Below are 17,899 nucleotides of genomic sequence, written 5' to 3'. Positions count from 1 at the left end.
TCAGCCTTCCCTGTTCGAGTCGTTGGCGCGCTCGTCCAGCGCGGCGGCCAACCGGGCGATGGTGTGGTGGCGCAGTGCCATGGGCAGATCCAGCGCGAGTCCCGCCCGCCGCGCCGCCACCAGCAGCGGCGGCACGAGCAGCGAGTCCCCGCCCAGGTCGCGGAAGTCGTCCTGGACGCCGACCTGTTCGAGACCGAGCACCTCGGCCCACACCGCGGCGAGCCGCTGCTCGGTCGGGGTGCGCGGCGGGGCGTAGGGGTGGACGGCGGCCGCGGTGGCCGCGCGTTCGGCCAGGGGGCCGCGGTCGCGCTTGCCGTGCGTGGTGAGCGGGAGGGTGTCGACGACCGTGACGGTGGCCGGGACCAGCGCCGCGGGCAGGACCGTGCGCAGCCGGTCGCGGAGCGCCGCCGTCTCCACCGGGTGCCCGTCCGCGGGCACCACCCAGGCGGCGAGGCGCCGGCCGCCGTCGGCCGCCGGTACCGCGCTGACGAGTGCGTCCCGGACGGCGGGGTCGGCGGTCAGGGCCGCCTCGGCCTCGCCGGGCTCGACCCGGTGGCCGCGGATCTTGACCTGCTGGTCGGCGCGTCCGGCGAACTCCAGGGTGCCGTCGGCGAGCCGGCGGGCCAGGTCTCCGGTGCGGTACAGGCGGGTGCCGGGCAGGCCGTAGGGGTCGGGCACGAAGGCCAGGGCGGTGAGGCCGGGGCGGCCGGTGTAGCCGCGGGCGAGCCCGTCGCCGCCGAGCCAGACCTCGCCGGTGACGCCGTGGGGCACGGGCCTGAGGCCGGCGTCGAGGACGCGGACCAGGACGCCGGGCAGCGCCGAGCCGAGCGGTACGAGCGTGCGCCCGGACCGGGCCCGTACCCGGCCGAAGGTCGCCGCGACGGTGGCCTCGGTGGGCCCGTACTCGGCGGCCAGCTCCATGCCGTGTCCTTCGTCCGGCCCGGCGGCGGTGCGGATCCGCGCGGCCACCCGGTCGGCCTGGGCCGTCGGGTAGGCGTCGCCCGCGCACACCGCGAGCGCGGCCAGGCCGGCCAGCTCGCGGTCGCCCAACTGGTGCTCCAGCAGGGCCAGATGGCCGGGGGTCAGGCCGACGAAGGAGTACGGTGCCCGGCTCAGCAGCAGCGGCCCGAAGTCGGCCGTCTCGTACAGCTGCGGCAGCACGTGCACCGGCTGCCCGGTCATCAGCGGCGCGTACAGCGCGGGCATCCCGAGGTCGAAGCCGACCGGGGTGAACCAGGGTGCTCCCCCGCTCCCGGCGGCCGCGTACTCGCGCACGGCCCAGTCGAGGTAGTGGGCGAGCGCCCGGTGGGACACCTCGACGCCCTTGGGGGTGCCGGTGGAGCCGGAGGTGTGCAGGACGTAGGCGAGCCGGTCCGGGTCGTGCCGCAGGCCGAGCGGCGAGCCGTCGCCGTCGTACGCCGCCTCCTCGGCGAGCACCAGGTCACAGGCGGGCAGCCGGTCCGCGTACGAGGCCTGGGTGACGGCGAGTTCGATGCGGGCCGTCGCGATGCGCGCGTCGGGGGTGCACGGGTCGACCGGCACCTGGACGGCGCCCGCCTTCCACACCCCGAGCAGCGCGGCGACCAGGTCGGGGCCGCGGTCCAGGAGCACCGCGACGCGGGTCTCCGCGCGGGCGCCGAGGGCGCGCAGCCGGCGGGCGACACGGTTGGCGCGGGCGTCGAGGTCGTCGTAGGAGACCGTGAACCCGGTGCCGTGCAGGGCGGTCGCCCAGGGGGTGCGGGCGGCCTGCGCCTCGAAGGCGGCCAGGGTGTCCGCCGGGGTGTCGGGGTGGGGCAGCGCGGGCGCCTTGAGGCGGGCGCGCTCGTGGGCGTCCGGGAAGGCGCCGGTGCTGTCGCCGTCGGCGCCCGCCCGGGCCATCTCGGTGAGCACGGCCTGGTACAGCCTCAGCAGCCGGTCGGCGGCGGCGCGGGAGAGGGTGCGGGTGCGGGAGGCGAGGGAGAGGTGGCCGCGCACCGGGGTGCCGACGACGACGGGGAACTCGTTGGGGCTGTCGTCGCGGCTGGCCATGATGTCGATCAGCTCGGTGTCGACCTGGTGGAAGTCCAGGTAGTGGAAGAGCACGTCGATCAGGTGCCGTTCACCGCCGGGCACCCGCATCGCGGGCATCGGGAACCGCCGGTGCGGCCACAGCGCCACCTCGTGCGCGAACACCTGCCGGGCCAGTTCGCCCCAGCTGCGGGCGCCCCGCTCGTACGGGAAGGGCACCGAGTTGAGGTACATGCCGGAGACCGTCTCGGCGCCTGCCTGTTCGGGCCGGGCGTCGGCGACCATGCCGCCGCGGAACGCCCGGGCGGGCGTGAGCAGCGACAGCACCTTGCTGTGCGCGGCGTGCAGCACGCTCTTGTACGGCACCTCGGCCGCGGTCGCCAGCGCCCGCAGTCCCGGCTCCAGTTCGTCGAGCGGCAGGTCGAGGCGGTAGCGCTCGTCGGGGCCCTCGGGGTCGCCGGCCCAGCCCGCGGGCACGGTGAACTTCTCGTACCCCTCGACGATCCCGCGCCAGTGCTCCTGGTCGGCGGGGTCGGAGAGGGAGTGCAGCTCGGCGGCGATGAAGTCGGCGTAGCGGACGGCCGGCCTCGGCGGCGCCGGGGCGGGTTCGCGGCCCTGGCGCAGTTCGTTGTAGGCGCGCAGGAGTTCCATCAGCTGGGAGTGGTAGCTCCAGCCCTCGATGACGGGGTGGCACTCGGTGATCGACAGCCACCAGCTCTCGTCGTCGAGCAGGTGCACCGCCATCCGCATCAGCGGCGCCCGGGCCAGGTCGAACAGCTCGGCCCGGTCGCGGTCGGCGAACTCCCAGAGCGCGGTCTGGCGTTGCTGCTCGGGCAGGTGGCGCAGGTCCTCGTGGACGACCGGCATGGTCGCGGCGGCGTGCACCAGTTGGAGGGGCTCGGAGTAGCCGGACAGGGCGAAGGAGGTGCGCATCACCTCGTGCCGCCCGGTGATCAGATCGGTGGCGCGGCGGAAGGCGTCCGGGTCGAAGGGCAGGTCGTCGCGGATCCGGAAGGAGGTGATGTTGTGGTAGCGGTTCTCGCCGCTGCCGCCGTGCATCTCGATCAGCATGCCGGCCTGGATGCGGGAGATCGGATAGGCGTCGGTGACGTCGGCGGGCAGCGCGGCCCGGTCGGCGGCGCCGGTCATCGCGAACGGCTCGACGGGCACGAAGCCGCCCTGGCCGGCGGAGCCGTCGCGGGGCACCGCGGCACGCAGCCGGGCCACGGTGCGGTGCTCGAAGACGTCCCGCACGCTGGTCTCCCAGCCGGCCGCCCGGAGCGCCCCGACCAGGGCGACCGCGCGCAGCGAGTCCCCGCCGAGGTCGAAGAAGTTGTCGTGCACCCCGACCGTGTCGAGGCCGAGCACCTCGGCCCAGACGGCGGCCATCGCCCGCTCGTCGGCGTCGCGGGCCTCGACGTGTTCGCCGACGGCGGTCGCGGCCCGGCCCGGGGCGGGCAGGGCGCGCCGGTCGAGCTTGCCGTTGCCGGTCAGCGGCAGCGCGTCCAGCCGCAGGTAGGCGGTGGGCGCCATGTAGGGCGGCAGGGTCTCGCCGAGCCGGTCGCGCAGCGCTGCCGGGGCGAGCGCCTCCTCGTCGGCGTCCTCGGCGGGCACCAGGTAGGCGACGAGCTGCTGGTCGCCCGGGGTGTCCTCGCGGACCAGGGCGACGGCCTCGGCGACGGCGGGGTGCGCGGTGAGGGCGGTCTCGATCTCGCCGAGTTCGATGCGGTAGCCGCGCAGCTTGACCTGGTGGTCGACGCGGGCGAGGAAGTCGAGGTTGCCGTCGGGCAGCACCCGGGCGACGTCGCCGGTGCGGTAGAGGCGGGCGCCGGGCGGGCCGTAGGGGTCGGGCAGGAAGCGCTCGGCGGTGAGGCCGGGGCGGCCCGCGTAGCCACGGGCGAGCCCGACGCCGCCGATCCACACCTCGCCGGGCACGCCGACCGGCAGCGGGCGCAGCCGCTCGTCGAGGACGTACATGGTGGTGTGCGGGATGGCGCGCCCGATGGAGACCAGTTCGGTGGCCACGGGTCCGTCGAGGAAGTACGCCGAGTTGCCGACGGTGATCTCGGTGGGCCCGTACTCGGCACCGAGCCGGGTGCCGTGCGGTCCGGCGGCCTGCGCCCACCGCTCGGCGAGCCGTGCGGTGAAGGAGTCGCCGGCCGCGATGACGAGACCGGCCAGCGCCTCGATCTGCTCGTCGGTCAACTGCTGGGTGAGCAGGTGCAGATGGCCCGGGGTGAGCTTGATGAAGGCGTACGGGCCGCCCGCCGCGAGCGCGGCGCCGAGGTCGGCGGTGTCGAGGTCCTGCGGCAGCAGGTGGACGGACTGCCCGGTCATCAGCGGCGCGTACAGGTCGGGCACGCCGAGGTCGAAGGCGACCGAGGAGAACAGCGGTGCTCCCCCGGTGCCGGCGCTCGCGTAGGCCTGCACGGTCCAGCCCAGGTAGTTGGCGAGCCCGCGGTGGGTGATCTGCACGCCCTTGGGTCTGCCGGTGGAGCCGGAGGTGTAGATGACGTAGGCGAGCCGGTCGAGGTCGTGGGAGGCGGGGAGTTCGGCGTCGGCGGTCTCGATCGCGGCCCGCTCGGCGGGGTCGTCGACGACGATCCGGCGCACGCCCTGGAAGCGGTCGGCGTACCGGGACTCGGTGACCACGAGCGTGCCGGCGGTCTGGTCGAGCATGTAGGCGATGCGGTCGTCCGGGTACGCCGGGTCGATCGGCACATAGGCCGCTCCGGCCCGCCAGATGCCGAGGAGCACGGCGACCAGGTCGGGGCCGCGGTCGAGCAGGACGCCGACGGTGGCCTCGGGGCCGGCGCCGAGCGCGGCCAGCCGGCGGGCGAACCGGTCGGCGCGGGCGTCGAGTTCGGCGTAGCCGACGACGGTGTCCGCGTACCGGATCGCCACCGCGTCCGGGGTGGCCGCCATCTGGTCGCCGATGGTCTCGATCACGGAGCGCAGGCCGGTGAGGTCGAGGGGCCGGCCGGTGCCGACGGGCTCGGCCGGGCCGTCGAGGAGCAGGGCGCGCTCTGCGGCGGAGAGGAAGTCCAGGTCGGCCACCGGGGTGTCGGGGGCCTCGGCGATCGCGGCGAGCAGCGCGCCGTAGTGGGCGGTGATGCGCTCGGCGGTGGCGGTGTCAAAGAGGGCGGTGGCGTACTCCAGGCTGCCGTGCAGGGAGCCGTCGGCGCGCTCGGCCAGGTGCAGGGTGAGGTCGAAGCGGGCGATCCGGCCGGATGCCGGGACGGGGGCCGTGACCACGCCGGGCAGTTCGGGACCGTCGGCGCCCTCTCCGTCGACCAGGTCGAACATCACCTGGAAGACGGGGGTGGTGGACAGGTCCCGGTCGGGCTCCAGCGCGTCGGCGATCCGGTCGAACGGGGTGTCCTGGTGGTCGAAGGCGTCCAGGACGGCACCGCGGCCGGCGGTGAGGAAGTCCCGGAACGGCACCTCGGGACGCCAGCTCGCCCGCAGGGCCAGGGTGTTGTAGGCGTATCCGGCCATCCGCCGCAGCTCGGGCCGGGTGCGGGCGCTGGCCGCGCTGCCGACGCACACGTCGCTCTTCCCGGCGTACCGGCCGAGGAGCAGCTGCCAGGCGCCGAGCAGGGCCATGAAGGGGGTCGCGCCGGTCTCCCGGGCCAGGGCCCGCACCCGGTCGGCGACGGCGGCGTCGACGTCGAAGCCGACGGCGGCGCCGCCCCCGTCCCGTACGGCGGGCCGGGGCCGGTCGGTGGGCAGCCCGAGCGGGCCGGTGCCGGCCAGCCGCTCCCGCCACCAGTCCAGGCCGCGCTCGGCGGCGGCCCCGGAGTGCCGTCCGGCCAGCCAGGCCGCGTAGTCGGCGTACTGCACGGGCGGCGCGGGCAGCTCGGCGCCGGGGTCGCGCCCGGCCGCGGCGGCCGTGTACAGGGCCGACAGGTCCGCCAGCAGCAGCGGACGGGTCATCGCGTCGCAGGCGATGTGGTGGACGACCGCGACCAGCACGTGGTCGTCCGCGGCGAGCCGCAGCAGCCGTACCCGCAGGGGGTGTTCGGTGGCGAGGTCGATGGGCCGCGCCGCCTCGGCCTCGGTGAAGGCGACGGCCGCCGCGTCGGGGTCGGCGCCGCCCGCCTCGGTCACGGCGAAGTCCGCCGGACCCGCCGGGTCGATCACCTGGCAGGGCTCTGTGCCGTCGAGGGCGTAGCGGGTGCGGAGGATCTCGTGGCGGGCGGCGAGGGCGTCGACGGCGCGGCGCAGGGCGTCCGCGTCGAGGGTGCCGCGCAGCCGGTACGCCATGGGGAGCAGGTACTCCGGGCTGTCCGGGTCGAGCTGGTGCAGGAACCACAGCTGGCGCTGGCCCGCGGACAGGGCGAGCGGGCGGGTGCGGTCGGCGGGCGGGATCGCGGCCTGCTGCGGCCGGGCGGTGCCCCTGCGGGCGGCGAGCCGGCGGCGCAGCAGTTCGGCCCGCAGCTCTTCCTGGGTGGGCGCGGTGGGTGCGGTCACGGCTGGAACTCCCGGTGGGCGTGGGCCAGTTCGGCCTCGGTGAGCGATTCGATCTCGGCGCGTACGGCCTCTTCGACGGCGGTGGCGAGGCCTTGTACGGTGGGCCGCTCGAACACGGCCCGCAGGGGCAGCTCCACGTCGAACTCCTCCTGGATGCGGGCGATGACCCGGGCCGCCTTCACGGAGTTGCCGCCGATCCGGAAGAAGCCCTGGCGGGCGCCGACCCGGCGGGTGGAGCCGGGCCCGTACAGCTCCTCGGCCCAGATCTCGGCGAGCGCCTCCTCGACCGGGCCCTCGGGCGGGCTGTAGGGCTCGTCGGCGAGGGCCGCGGCCAGGTCCGGCACGGGCAGCGCGGCGGTGTCCACCTTGTTGTGGCGGGTGAGCGGCAGCCGCTCCATGCGGACCAGCAGCGCGGGCAGCATGTAGTCGGGCAGCCGCAGCGCGCAGTGGTCGAGCAGCTCGCTCTCGGCGGGCGCCCCGGTGCCGGGGGCGGGCGTGAAGTAGCCGACCAGCGCCGCCTCGGAGCCACCGGTGTGGACGGTGACAAAGGCCTGGGCGACGGCCGGGTGCTCGGCGAGCACCGCCTGCACCTCTCCGGTCTCCACCCGCCGGCCGCGGATCTTGACCTGGCCGTCGGCGCGGCCGGCGAACTCCAGGGTGCCGTCGGGCCGCATCCGCGCCCGGTCGCCGGTGCGGTAGAGGCGCGCGCCGGGTGCGCCGTACGGGTCGGGCACGAAAGCGGCCGCGGTCAGTGCGGGCCGGGCGTGGTAGCCGAGGGCCAGTCCGGTGCCGCCGACGCACAGTTCGCCGGTGACGCCGTACGGCACGGGCCGCAGGTCCGCGTCCAGGACGCGGGCGGTGACATGCGGGTAGGGGTGGCCGACGGGGACCGCGGTGGCGGTGTCGTCGGCGTCCCAGCGGGTCGCGGCGATGGTGGTCTCGGTGAGCCCGTACTCGTTGATGAACCGCATCAGACGGCGGGACAGCTCGCGGGCGAGCACGGGCGGGCAGGGCTCGCCGCCGGTCTGGCCCACGACCGGGCGGTGGCCGAGGCCCGCGTCGATCAGCATCTGCCAGTGCGGCGGGGCCACCTGGAGGTGGCTGACCTCGTGCCGGTCCATGAGCCGCAGCTGGGCCGCGTGGTCCTGCTGCTCCCGCTCCCGGGCCAGGACGACCCGGCCGCCGGCGACCAGCGGCATGAACAGCTCGGTGCAGGAGATGTCGAAGGTCACCTGGGCGAGCGCCAGCCAGGCGTCGTCCGGCCCCTGCCCGAAGTCGAGGTGGGCCTGGGAGGCGCGCAGCATGGCGAGCAGCGAGCGGTGGGCGACGGCGACGCCCTTGGGGCGGCCGGTGGAGCCCGAGGTGTACATGACGTAGGCGAGGCGGTCGGGGTCGTCGTACGCCTCGGGTACGGCGGCCACGGCGGCGTCGGCGAAACCCACGTCCACGGCGAGTACGGCCACCTCGTGGCGCCCCGCCAGCCGCTCCGCGCCCGCGGCGTCGGTGACGAGCACCTGTGCGCCGGAGTCGGCGAGGACGTGGAGGGTGCGCTCGTCGGGGGCGGCCGGGTCCAGCGGGACGTAGGCGGCGCCCGCCTTCCAGGCGCCCAGGAACGCGGCCACCAGGTCCGGGCTGCGGCCCAGCATGACGGCGACGACCGTGTCGGGTCCGCCACCCAGCCCCCGCAGCCGGGCGGCGAACTCCTCCGCTCGGCGCTCCAGTCGCGCGTACGTCCAGCTCTCGCCGCCGCACACCAGCGCGGTGTCCTGGGGCGCCCGGCGGGCCGAGGCGGCGATCGCCGCGTGCACGGTGGTGCCGGCGACGGTGTCCGCGCCGGGTTCCGGCCTGCCGCGGCCGCTCGCGAGCAGTTCGGCGCGCAGCGGCGCCGGCAGGATGTCGGCCTCGCGCAGGCGGCGCGCCGGGTCGTCCGTGACGGACTCCAGCAGCCGGACCCAGCAGTCCGTGAGGCGCTCGACCGTGGCAGCGTCGAACAGCGAGGTGGCGTACTCGGCGAGGCCGAGCAGCGAACCGTCGGCCTGGCGCTGGAGCACCAGGGTGAGGTCGGTGCGCGCGGTGCTCCAGGCTCCGCGGAAGGCCTCGGCGTCGGCGGCACCGACGGCGGTGCCGGTGCGGCCCTCCTCGTGCAGGTCGAACATCACCTGGTAGAGCGGGGTGCGGGCCGGGTCGCGGGTGTCGTCGAGTTCCTCCACGAGCCGGTCGAAGGGCAGCTCCGAGTGGGCGAAGGCCTCCCGGGCGGTGTCCCGCACCCGCACCAGCGCGTCCCGGAACGGTGTGTCGGCGTCCGCGTCGCAGCGCAGCACCAGCGTGTTGAGGAAGTAGCCGGCCACGTCGGCGACCTCGGGGCCGCTCCGGCCGGCGACGGGCACCCCGACCGGGATGTCCCAGCTGCCGGTGTACCGGGCGACCAGCGCGGCGAAGGCGGTGAGCAGCGTCTGCTGCAGGGTGGCCCCGCAGCTGCGGCCGAGGGCGGCGGCCCGCTCGGCGAGCAGGGCGGGCACGGTGAACACGTGGGCTCTGCCCGCCGCGTCCCGGGTGGCCGGGCGGGGCCGGTCGGTGGGCAGCTCGACCGGCAGGATGCCGTCCAACCGGTCCTTCCAGTAATCCAGTTCGGCGGCGACGAAGTCCTCGGTGAGGCGGCGGCGCCGGTGCACGGCGTGGTCGGCGTACTGCACGGGCAGCTCGGGCAGCCGGGCGTCGGTGCCGGTGTGGGCGGCCTCGGCGAGCGCTCTGAGGTCGCGTTCCAGGACGACGGAGGACCAGCCGTCGCAGGCGATGTGGTGGATGCTCAGGACGACGGCGAGGGTGCCGCGCCCGCGCACCGCGAGGGCCCGGCGCACCGGTCCGCGGGCGAGGTCGAAGGGGAGCGTGAACTCCTCGGCGACCAGGGCGTTCAGTTCCTCGGGGGTGTCGGCGCGGACGGTGCGCAGCTCCCACTCGGCGGGCAGGTCGGCGATCTGCACCGGCTCGGCGCCGCGCAGGGCGTACCGGGTGCGCAGGATCTCGTGCCGCTCGGCGAGGGCGGTCAGCGCCCTGCTCAGGGTGCTGTCGTCGTAGACGGCGGGCAGGGTGAGGAAGACGGGCGCGTTCCACTCGGCGCTGCCCGGGCGGAGCCGGTCCAGCAGCCACATGCCCTGCTGACCCGGGGAGAGCGGCAGCCCCTGCGGGTCGCGCGGCACGGGTCCCACGGGCTCGTCGGCGGCCGGTGCCGCGCCCTCGGAACGGGCCGTGAGCAGGCCGGCCTGCTGCTCCACGGTGGTCGCGGTGAGCAGGGCCGTCGCCGGGATGGTGCGGCCCGCGGCCTGGGAGAGTCCGGCAGCGAGCTTGTTGAGCATCAGCGAGGAGCCGCCGAGCTGGAAGAAGTCGTGCAGCGCGCCGATCTCGTCGGCCGGGGTGCCGATCAGCCGCGCCCACTCCTCGGCCACCGCCCGCTCGGCGGGGTTGCGCACCGGCACGTGCGCGGTGTCGGCGGGGGTGTCGGCGGGGTCGGGCAGCGCGGACCGGTCGACCTTGCCGTTGGGGGTGAGCGGGAACTCGGTGACCGGGACGTAGGCGGTCGGCACCAGCGGGTCGGGCAGCGAGCCGCGCAGGAAGGCGCGCAGCTCCTGCGGGCGCAGCGCCTCGCCTCGGGACTGCACCCAGGCGACGAGCCGGTGGCCGCCGGTGCCGTCCGGCACTGCGGCGGCGACGGCGGCCCGCACCCAGGGGTGGGCGGCGAGCGCGGCCTCGACCTCGCCGGGCTCGATGCGCACGCCGTTGACCTTGACCTGGTGGTCGAGGCGCCCGAGGTACTCCAGCGTGCCGTCGGCCCGCCAGCGCACCCGGTCGCCGGTGCGGTAGAGGCGCTCGCCGGGGCGGTGCGGGTCGGGCACGAAGCGTTCGGCGCTCTGGCCGGGGCGGCCGAGGTAGCCGAGGGCGAGGCCGACGCCACCGGCGTGCAGCTCGCCGGGGACGCCGACCGGGACGGGACGGCCCGCCGGGTCGAGCACGACCACCCGCATGTTGCCGATGGGCCGCCCGATCGGCACCGCGCCGGTGTCCTGAGCCTGGTCCCAGCGGTGCTCGGTGATGTCGACGGACGCCTCGGTGGGTCCGTAGGTGTTCCAGATCTCGGCGCCGGGGGCCCGCTCGGCGATCGCCCGGCACAGCTCGGCGTGCAGCGGCTCACCCGCGCTGAACAGCAGGCGCAGGCTGCCGGCCCGTTCCCAGCCCGGCTCCTCGACGAGCCGCCGGTACAGGGACGGCACCCCCTGCAGGATCGTTACGCCCCTGTCGGCCACCGTCCGCAGCAGCGCCGCCGGGTCGCGCTCGGCGCCCTCGGAGGCGAGCACGACCGCACCGCCGGAGACGAGCGGGGCGTACAGCTCAAGTCCGGCCGCGTCGAATCCGATCGTGGTCTTCAGCAGCATCCGGTCGCCGGCACCCAGCTTGTGCCGGTGGGCCAGCCAGCGCACCCGGTTGGCGATACCGCCGTGCGGCACCAGAACGCCCTTGGGCCGGCCGGTGGAGCCTGAAGTGTGCAGCACATAGGCGGGCCGGTCGCCGTCGGCGGCGAACTCCACGCTCTCGTAGGGCGCTTCGCGGTCCACGGACTCCACGGAGATCCGGTGCCGGGCGGAGGCGGGCAGCCGGTCCTCGGTGGCGCGCTCGGTGAGCACGACCGGGTGGGCGGTGTCCTCCAGCACGGCCTCCAGTCGGGCCGCCGGGTGCTGCGGGTCCAGCGGCACGTACGCGCCGCCCGCCTGCCACACCCCGAGCAGCGCGGCGAGCAGCTCCGGGCCGCGCCGCAGGCACACGCCGACGAAGTCGCCGGGCCGCACCCCGGCCGTCCGCAGCCGGGCGGCGACGCGCCCGGCCAGCTCGGCAAGTTCGGCGTAACGGACGGCGCTTCCATCGGCGCGCAGAACGGCGGGCGCATCCGGCGTGCGCGCGGCCTGGGCCGCGAACAGTGCGGGGAGCAGCAGACGGCCGGGGACACGTCCCGACTTCGCAGGCTCGTTCACGATCTCTCCTCCATCGGGATCTTCGGGGTCGGCACCGGAAGGGGCTCGGCGTGGAGTGCGGCGGCTCAGGCCGCCGTCGACTCGGCCTCGGCCATACGGCGGCGCAGGCTCAGGGGGCGCATGTCGGTCCACACGGTGTCGATGCGCGCCAGGCACTCCTCACGGGAGCCCTCGGTGCCCTCGGCGTGCCAGCCGGCCGGCAGCGGACGGTCGGCCCACCAGATCGAGTACTGCTCCTCGTCGTTGAGCACCACGCGGTACACGGCGTCGTCGGTCGTCTGTTCGGCCATGGGACGTCCCTTCTGTGTCGTCAGGTGTGGCCCATGGTTGAACTCGGCGCTATCAGGGGCGTATTGAGCGTCTATATGCGACCCGGCACGTCCCCTTCCGGGGTTGAGCAGCCACTGGTGCCCGCCCTCGAGAGCCGTAGGCTTCCCCACTGATCGAGACCATCGCGTTCGACATCGGCGAGACGCTCACCAGGGACGACCACTGCTGGGCGGACTGGATCGGCGTCCCCCGCCGCACCCCCTCCGGGCCCGTCGGCGCTGTCGTTGCCCGAGACCTCGACAACGCGAAAGCCCTACGGCACATTCGGGCGCCCCGGATGTCGGCGAACCGGTCGCGGCAGGCTTCGGCCTCCAACCGTTGAAGATCTCAATTCAATGCAACGGCGAAGACTCGCATATCGGGTTCAGTGAGGCGCAAACCGACAGAAGCCCGACAAAGCAGATTCCTGGCCAAACTCCGTCACTGATTCGCCAGTTCAGGTGTTCGAGCATTGCCTTGACGATGCTCATACAGGTAGTCCTGGCCTCGACCAGGCGACATCCGGATCCAAATGAAGCGGGGGCTTTTGCGTGAGACGGTTCACCCTGGGTTCGAAACGCCGTATGGCGACGGGCCTTTCAGTCGCAGCGGCCATATCACTGCTGACCCCTCTATCTTCTGCACAAGCGGAGGAGGGTCAGCACACCCAGCGAATGGAAACATACGTACAGCCCGTCGGGACTGCACCCCTGACACTCTCCCAGCTGCAGGGTCCCGATGGAATGCGTCGACTTCAGGCTGTACAGCACAAGGAGTCCTCGCTTCCAGTTCTTCCGCGCGAGACGATCGGCAAGGCTCGATCCTTCGCGCCGCGAGCAAAAGTGGAATCTGCTCAGCCGGCGGACACCGGGCGCGGGAAAACATCCGCCGCCTCCCTCCCGGAGCCTTCCCACAGCATGGGGCTGCAGGAGTGCATCAGCCACCTGGGCGCGTCGCCGTTCTACGTCAAGTCCCGGTTCGCCGTCTGCTCGGGCCACACGTTCAACCAGGTGTGGATCGTGGACGGGGATCCAGCAGGGACCAGCCAGTTCACCGTGTACGTGGTCGGCACCATCCCCAAGGACAGCCGAGCCATGACCGCTACGTACTACTACGCCGGTTTCGTGGCTGCGGGTGTGAACGATGCGCGGGGGCTGGGTATCACCACCAACGCGTCGATACCCAAGACCTGGCCGTCCAGGGTTCGGATCACCAAGGGGGGTGACCGTTTCCCCAAAGCGCAGACGTGGCAGCAGCTGCTGGACGGGCGGACGAACCACCAGACAGTCAACGTTCCTTCCGGACAGGCGGGGACGCTGGGCCCCAAGACCCGGATGATCACGGCCGTCTACCAGCCCAACATCAAGCTGGCGGCCCCGCCCGGATGGGTCATCAGCCCTGGCGCCGGCGGCGACATCTTCATGCTGCCGCCCCGCTGGGACCAGGCCACCTACCTGCCGAAGTCATCCGGCGCAGCTGTATTCAGCGTGCTCACGTCGCTGAAGTACAGCACTGCCAGGAGTGCTCCCGAACGAGAAGTTGCCTCGCACATCAAGAAGGCCTACACGAAGCCCGGACAGACCAAACCCCCGTTCAGCAGGAAGAAGCTCCCCGGGGAGACGCCCAGCGCCCCTCTGACCCGTCTCTACTGGGATGACAAGCGACGGGAGAAGAACCGCAACCGAGCGGTCTACAACTGCACCAAGTACTGGGGGCGGAACTACTCTCAGGGCGGGAAGAAGGAATGCGACGAGTTCCCCTTCGCGTCCACGTACGAGGGTGCAGCCGGATCCGTGTACAACCCACGCCAGGATCCACTCAACTTCAGCGTCATGCCAGTCCCAAGGGACAGTAACGGCGCCGCCGGCATCCTTCTCAGCCAGTACTACAAGTTGAACCGCATCATCGATGGCCCTGACGACGGGTTCATGGTCAAGATCACGTCGTAGAGGGATCCTCCACGGCTCTAGGGCGCCACCGGCCAGAACTGGATGACGTAGCGCTCGACGTCATGCGGAACGCTGTGTTGCGCGAGCTCAGCCACTTCTTTGCGGCCCGCGCACGCGGCTCGAACCGCCCAGGTGACAGGCTTCTTCGACAACTCGATTTCATCGTCGTCGATCATCGGGCCGCCCATGCTCCAGGCGCGAAGTTTCCCGGATTCGCACCGGATCGTAGCCTCGGCAACCTCGTCCCATTCACCGGATGGTGCGGGGGAACTTGGGGCAGGAGGCTCAGCATCCCACTCCTCGACAGTGACATCCGCCTTGTGGGTGTGGCCGGCACTCGTGAAATCCAGACGTCCTGGACGGGCCACGAGGAACTCACCGGCGTCAAATCCGTCCGGGAAAGTGTCGGGTACGTAATCGTCGTCCCAGTCTTGAAGCGCCCAACCGTAGAACTCTACGCGCACCGGCACAACCAGTCGCCCGACCTGCTCAGCCATCAGACCTCCTCGCGTACGGACCCTCGCCGAGAAGATATCCGAGGCAACCTGTAGCCCAGTCGCCATCTGTTTTGATGGCCGGATAGCAGATGATTCTGGCCGATCAGCCTCTCGCGGCCGGGCGTCGTCGCTCGCGCGGCAGCTGCCGATCTGCATCCAAGAGCGGTGACCGTCCCGCCGATCCACCGCCCCGTTGCCCCATCCGCAAGCGGCCCCGTCCGTCTGCTTCCCGCGTGGCAGACGGACGGGGCCTCCTGCTCTCAGGTGACGAGCGGCGACACGTCCTGAAGAGGAACAGTCAGGCGGCGTTCTCCCCGGACACCTCCTCGTACAGGCTCCGCTCCACGTCGTGCGCCAGGATCCAGGACACGTCGGCGGCCTGGTCCCGCACGCCCTTGCCGGGGCCGCGTCCCGCACCGTCCCGCGAGCCCAGTTGCACGCGGGTGGTGTGCGGACGGCGCACGGCCTCGTAGCGGGCCAGCGCGGCGGCGATCCCGTCGCCGCCGGGCTCCGCCTCGGCGAGGCAGACGGCGAGCGCGACGCCGTCCTCCACGGCCTGGTTGGCGCCCTGCCCGTGGTGCGGCAGCATCGGGTGGGCCGCGTCGCCGAGGAGCGTGGTGCGGGCGGTGCTCCAGCGCCGCAGCGGCTCCCGGTCGTACAGCGCCCAGCGCCGCACGTCCCGTGCCGCCGCGACGATCCCGCGCACCTGCGGCGCCCATCCGGCGAGCGCGGCGTCGAGGTCGGCGCGCTCCGCTGCGCTGGTCCAGGACTCGGCGTGGCCCTCCGGTGCCGGCGCGACCACGACGTAGGTGAACTGCCGCCCGCCGCCGACCGGGTAGACCAGCACGCGTGCCGTCGGCCCCGCGAACATGTACATCTGCGTGGGGTCGAGCCCGGGCACGTCGGCCGCGTCCACCAGACCGCGCAGCGCGCTGTTGCCCGAGTAGAGGGGCTGTTCGTCCCCGGCGAGCGAGCGCCGCACCACCGAGTGCACCCCGTCCGCGCCCACCAGCGCGGAGGCCCGGGTCGCGGTGCCGTCGGCGAAGCGCAGGGTGACGCCCTTGCGGCTCTCCTCGTACGCCACCAGCTCGCGCCCGGTGTGCACCCGCGAGGCGGGCAGCAGGGAGGCCAGCATCCGGTGCAGGTCGCCGCGGTGCACGGTGAGATAGGGCGCGCCGAACGCACGCTCCCAGGCCGCGCCCATCTCCTGCCGGGCCACGACGGAGCCGTCGTGGAAGGCCCGCACCTGAAGTGCCTCGGGCCGTACCGCGGCCCGCTCCAGTTCACCGGCCAGTCCGAGCCGGTGCAGCAGCCGGGTGCCGTTGGGTCCCAGGTGCATGCCGACGCCCTGCTCGCGCAGGGTGTCGCCGCGCTCGTAGACGTGCACGTCGATGCCCCGCTGGTGCAGGGCCGCGGCGGCGGCGAGTCCGCCGATTCCGGCACCGGTCACCGCGATCGTGGTGGTCGTCATCATCGGTGGTCCCAGGCGTTCTCGAAGGAGTCGAAGGAGTCGAAGGAGTCGTACGACTCGTCGAAGGCGAAGTCGTCGTAGGTGCCGGAGTCGCCCAGCGCGAGGAGGGCGTCCAGGTCGGCGGCGCCGGCCAGTTCCACGTCCGAGATCCGCGTGTCCGGGTCCTGCACGGCGGCCGCGAGCAGCCGCTCGTAGCCGTCCGCGAGCCGCTCCACGCTCGTCCGGTCCAGCACGTCGGTGTCGTAGGAGAAGACGACGGTGACGCCGTCGGGGGTCTGCTCGATGCGCAGCAGCAGGTCGAGCTGGCCCTCCTGCTGCGGTACGTCGATGAGGGCGATGTCGAGGCCTGCGCAGGAGATGGCCGGGCCGACGGCCTCGCCCGGCGGGACGTTGGGCACGGGCGGCTGCATGCGGTCCATCTGGACCAGGAACAGCGCGGCCCGGAACAGCACCGTGTCCGGGAAGGCGAGCCCGCAGGGGTAGCGCACCCCGAGCATGCCCCGCATGATCCGCTCCCCCGCCTGCCCGGCCGCGGACCGGAACGTGGTGTCGGGGCCGAACTCGGCCCGCACCGGCATGGTGTTGAGGAAGCAGCCGATCAGGTCCCGCTGACCACGTCCGGAGCGCGCCGAGGCGGGCACGCCGAGCAGGAAGTCGTCCTGGCCGCTCCAGCGGTGGGTGAGGGCCTGGAACACGGAGAGCAGATACGCGAACGGGGTCACGCCCGCCGCGTTGGCGGCCGGGCCGAGCCCGTCGGCCGACTCCGGCGCGAGCCGTCGTACGACCGTGCCGCCGCGCAGGGACCGCACCCGCGGCCGGGGCCGGTCCAGGGGCAGTTCGGCGGGGGCCGAACCGCTCACCGCGGCCCGCCACTCCTCGGCGGCCCGCACGCCCGCTTCGGAGGCGGTGAAGCGCAGTTCCTCGGCCGCGTACTCGCTGTAGGAGGAGGTCAGCGGGCGCCAGGCGGGTGCGGTGCCGGTGGCGTGCGCCGCGTAGGCGTCCAGCACGTCACGGACCAGCAGCCAGCGCGAGGTGAAGTCGCTGACGATGTGGTGGGCGGAGGTGACCAGCGCCCAGTCGTCGTCGGTGCGCCGCAGCAGGACGACCCGGAAGGTGCCCGCCTCCAGCCGGAAGGGGCGGGCTCCGGCCTCCTCGGCGGCCTGGAACAGCAGGGTCTCGTCGGCGCCCTCCAGGTCACGGAACTCCAGCCGGATCATGGGCTGTTCGGCGACGACCCGGACCGGGCGGCCGTCCTGCTCGGCGAAGACGGAGCGCAGCAGTTCCTGCCGCTCGCCGACCGAGGCGACGGCCGCGTCCATGGCGGCGGGGTCGACCCGGCCGCGCAGCCTGAGCGGCATCACGATGTTGTAGGCGGCGCTGTCCGGGGCGATGCGGTACGCCGTCCACATCGACTCCTGGATCGTGGTGAGCGGCAGCGCGCGTACGGCGGTGCTCATCCGCAGCCTCCCGCGTGGCTCAGGTCGGAGGCGCGGCCCGCGACGACGGACAGGTCGGCGGCGTCGGGGTCGGTCTCCTCCCCCGGCCGGTCGAAGGAGGCGACGAAGTCGGCCACCCGGTCCAGACCCCAGTAGGGCTCCGAGCCGTTGATGAAGTACGGCACCCCGAACACGCCGTCGCGTACGACGTCCAGCAGCGCCTCGGCGCCCTGGGCGCGCAGCTCGGGGTCGTCGGTGTCGGCGGCCTCGAAGCCGAGTTCGGCGGCGAGTTCGGCGACCGTGGCCGGGTCGCACAGGTCGCGGCCCTCCAGCCAGCGGGCCCGGCCGGCCCGCTCGACCCAGGCCTGGCCGAGGCCGTGCCGCTCGGCGACGAACCAGGTCAGGTGCGCGGGCTCCCACCACGGCTCGGCGTCCACCGGCCAGGTCAGCTCCAGTCCGCGCGCGGTGGCCAGGCGGCGCACGTCACGCAGGATGTAGAACTGCTTGGCCCGGGACATGGGCGTGTACGGGAACTCGGCCCCGGCCTCGGCGAGCAGCTTCTGGCTGGTCTCGTCGGGCTCCCAGAAGGGCCGCCACTCCAGCCGGTCGAGCAGGTCGGGGCGGTGGGCGCGCAGCGCGCGCAGGGCGAAGAAGTTGTAGGGGCTGCGCAGGTTGAAGTAGAACCGCGGCGGCCGGGCGGCGCGTGGCATGGCTGATTCCTTCCGTGGTGCCGTGG

General features: G+C 73.7%; 8 protein-coding genes. 1 reads left to right on the top strand and 7 read right to left on the bottom strand.

Features of this window, described 5'->3' with window-relative positions; genetic code table 11:
- From AC07DS_RS07390 to AC07DS_RS07380, 3 genes are all read right to left on the bottom strand, one after another.
- The gene (locus tag AC07DS_RS07390; RefSeq protein WP_479143472.1) at positions 1 to 6,480 is read right to left on the bottom strand and encodes an amino acid adenylation domain-containing protein; all 6,480 of its coding nucleotides are present in this window, start codon (positions 6,478 to 6,480) and stop codon (positions 1 to 3) included.
- Positions 6,477 to 11,501, bottom strand: coding sequence for an amino acid adenylation domain-containing protein (locus AC07DS_RS07385; RefSeq protein ID WP_479143470.1), 5,025 nt, complete (start codon positions 11,499 to 11,501; stop codon positions 6,477 to 6,479). Before AC07DS_RS07385 ends, AC07DS_RS07390 begins: the two co-directional genes overlap by 4 nt.
- 65 nt (positions 11,502 to 11,566) lie before the next feature.
- Complete coding sequence (locus tag AC07DS_RS07380; RefSeq protein WP_393468553.1) at positions 11,567 to 11,791, bottom strand: MbtH family protein; 225 nt, start codon at positions 11,789 to 11,791, stop codon at positions 11,567 to 11,569.
- Positions 11,792 to 12,727: 936 nt separating this feature from the next.
- Between AC07DS_RS07380 and AC07DS_RS07375 the strand changes: the two genes are divergently transcribed.
- Complete coding sequence (locus AC07DS_RS07375; protein ID WP_479143467.1) at positions 12,728 to 13,759, top strand: NucA/NucB deoxyribonuclease domain-containing protein; 1,032 nt, start codon at positions 12,728 to 12,730, stop codon at positions 13,757 to 13,759.
- Between the two features lie 17 nt (positions 13,760 to 13,776).
- Here the strand turns inward: AC07DS_RS07375 and AC07DS_RS07370 are convergent, their stop codons facing one another.
- The 4 genes from AC07DS_RS07370 to AC07DS_RS07355 all read right to left on the bottom strand — a co-directional run bounded on the left by AC07DS_RS07370 (position 13,777) and on the right by AC07DS_RS07355 (position 17,873).
- Positions 13,777 to 14,256: a hypothetical protein gene (locus tag AC07DS_RS07370; RefSeq protein WP_479143466.1), complete on the bottom strand. Its 480-nt coding sequence runs from the start codon at positions 14,254 to 14,256 to the stop codon at positions 13,777 to 13,779.
- Between the two features lie 298 nt (positions 14,257 to 14,554).
- Positions 14,555 to 15,730: an FAD-dependent monooxygenase gene (locus AC07DS_RS07365; RefSeq protein ID WP_479143464.1), complete on the bottom strand. Its 1,176-nt coding sequence runs from the start codon at positions 15,728 to 15,730 to the stop codon at positions 14,555 to 14,557.
- On the bottom strand, positions 15,727 to 17,184 hold the full coding sequence (locus AC07DS_RS07360; protein ID WP_479143462.1) for a condensation domain-containing protein: 1,458 nt from the start codon (positions 17,182 to 17,184) through the stop codon (positions 15,727 to 15,729). The genes AC07DS_RS07365 and AC07DS_RS07360 overlap by 4 nt, the downstream gene beginning before the upstream one ends.
- Complete coding sequence (locus AC07DS_RS07355) at positions 17,181 to 17,873, bottom strand: DsbA family protein (RefSeq protein ID WP_479143461.1); 693 nt, start codon at positions 17,871 to 17,873, stop codon at positions 17,181 to 17,183. Before AC07DS_RS07355 ends, AC07DS_RS07360 begins: the two co-directional genes overlap by 4 nt.
- Positions 17,874 to 17,899 lie beyond the last annotated feature (26 nt).

The sequence above is a fragment of the Streptomyces sp. NPDC044064 genome (assembly GCF_056434245.1).
Note: the sequence above shows the minus strand (reverse complement) of the source record. Positions and strands in the feature narration are given on the sequence as shown.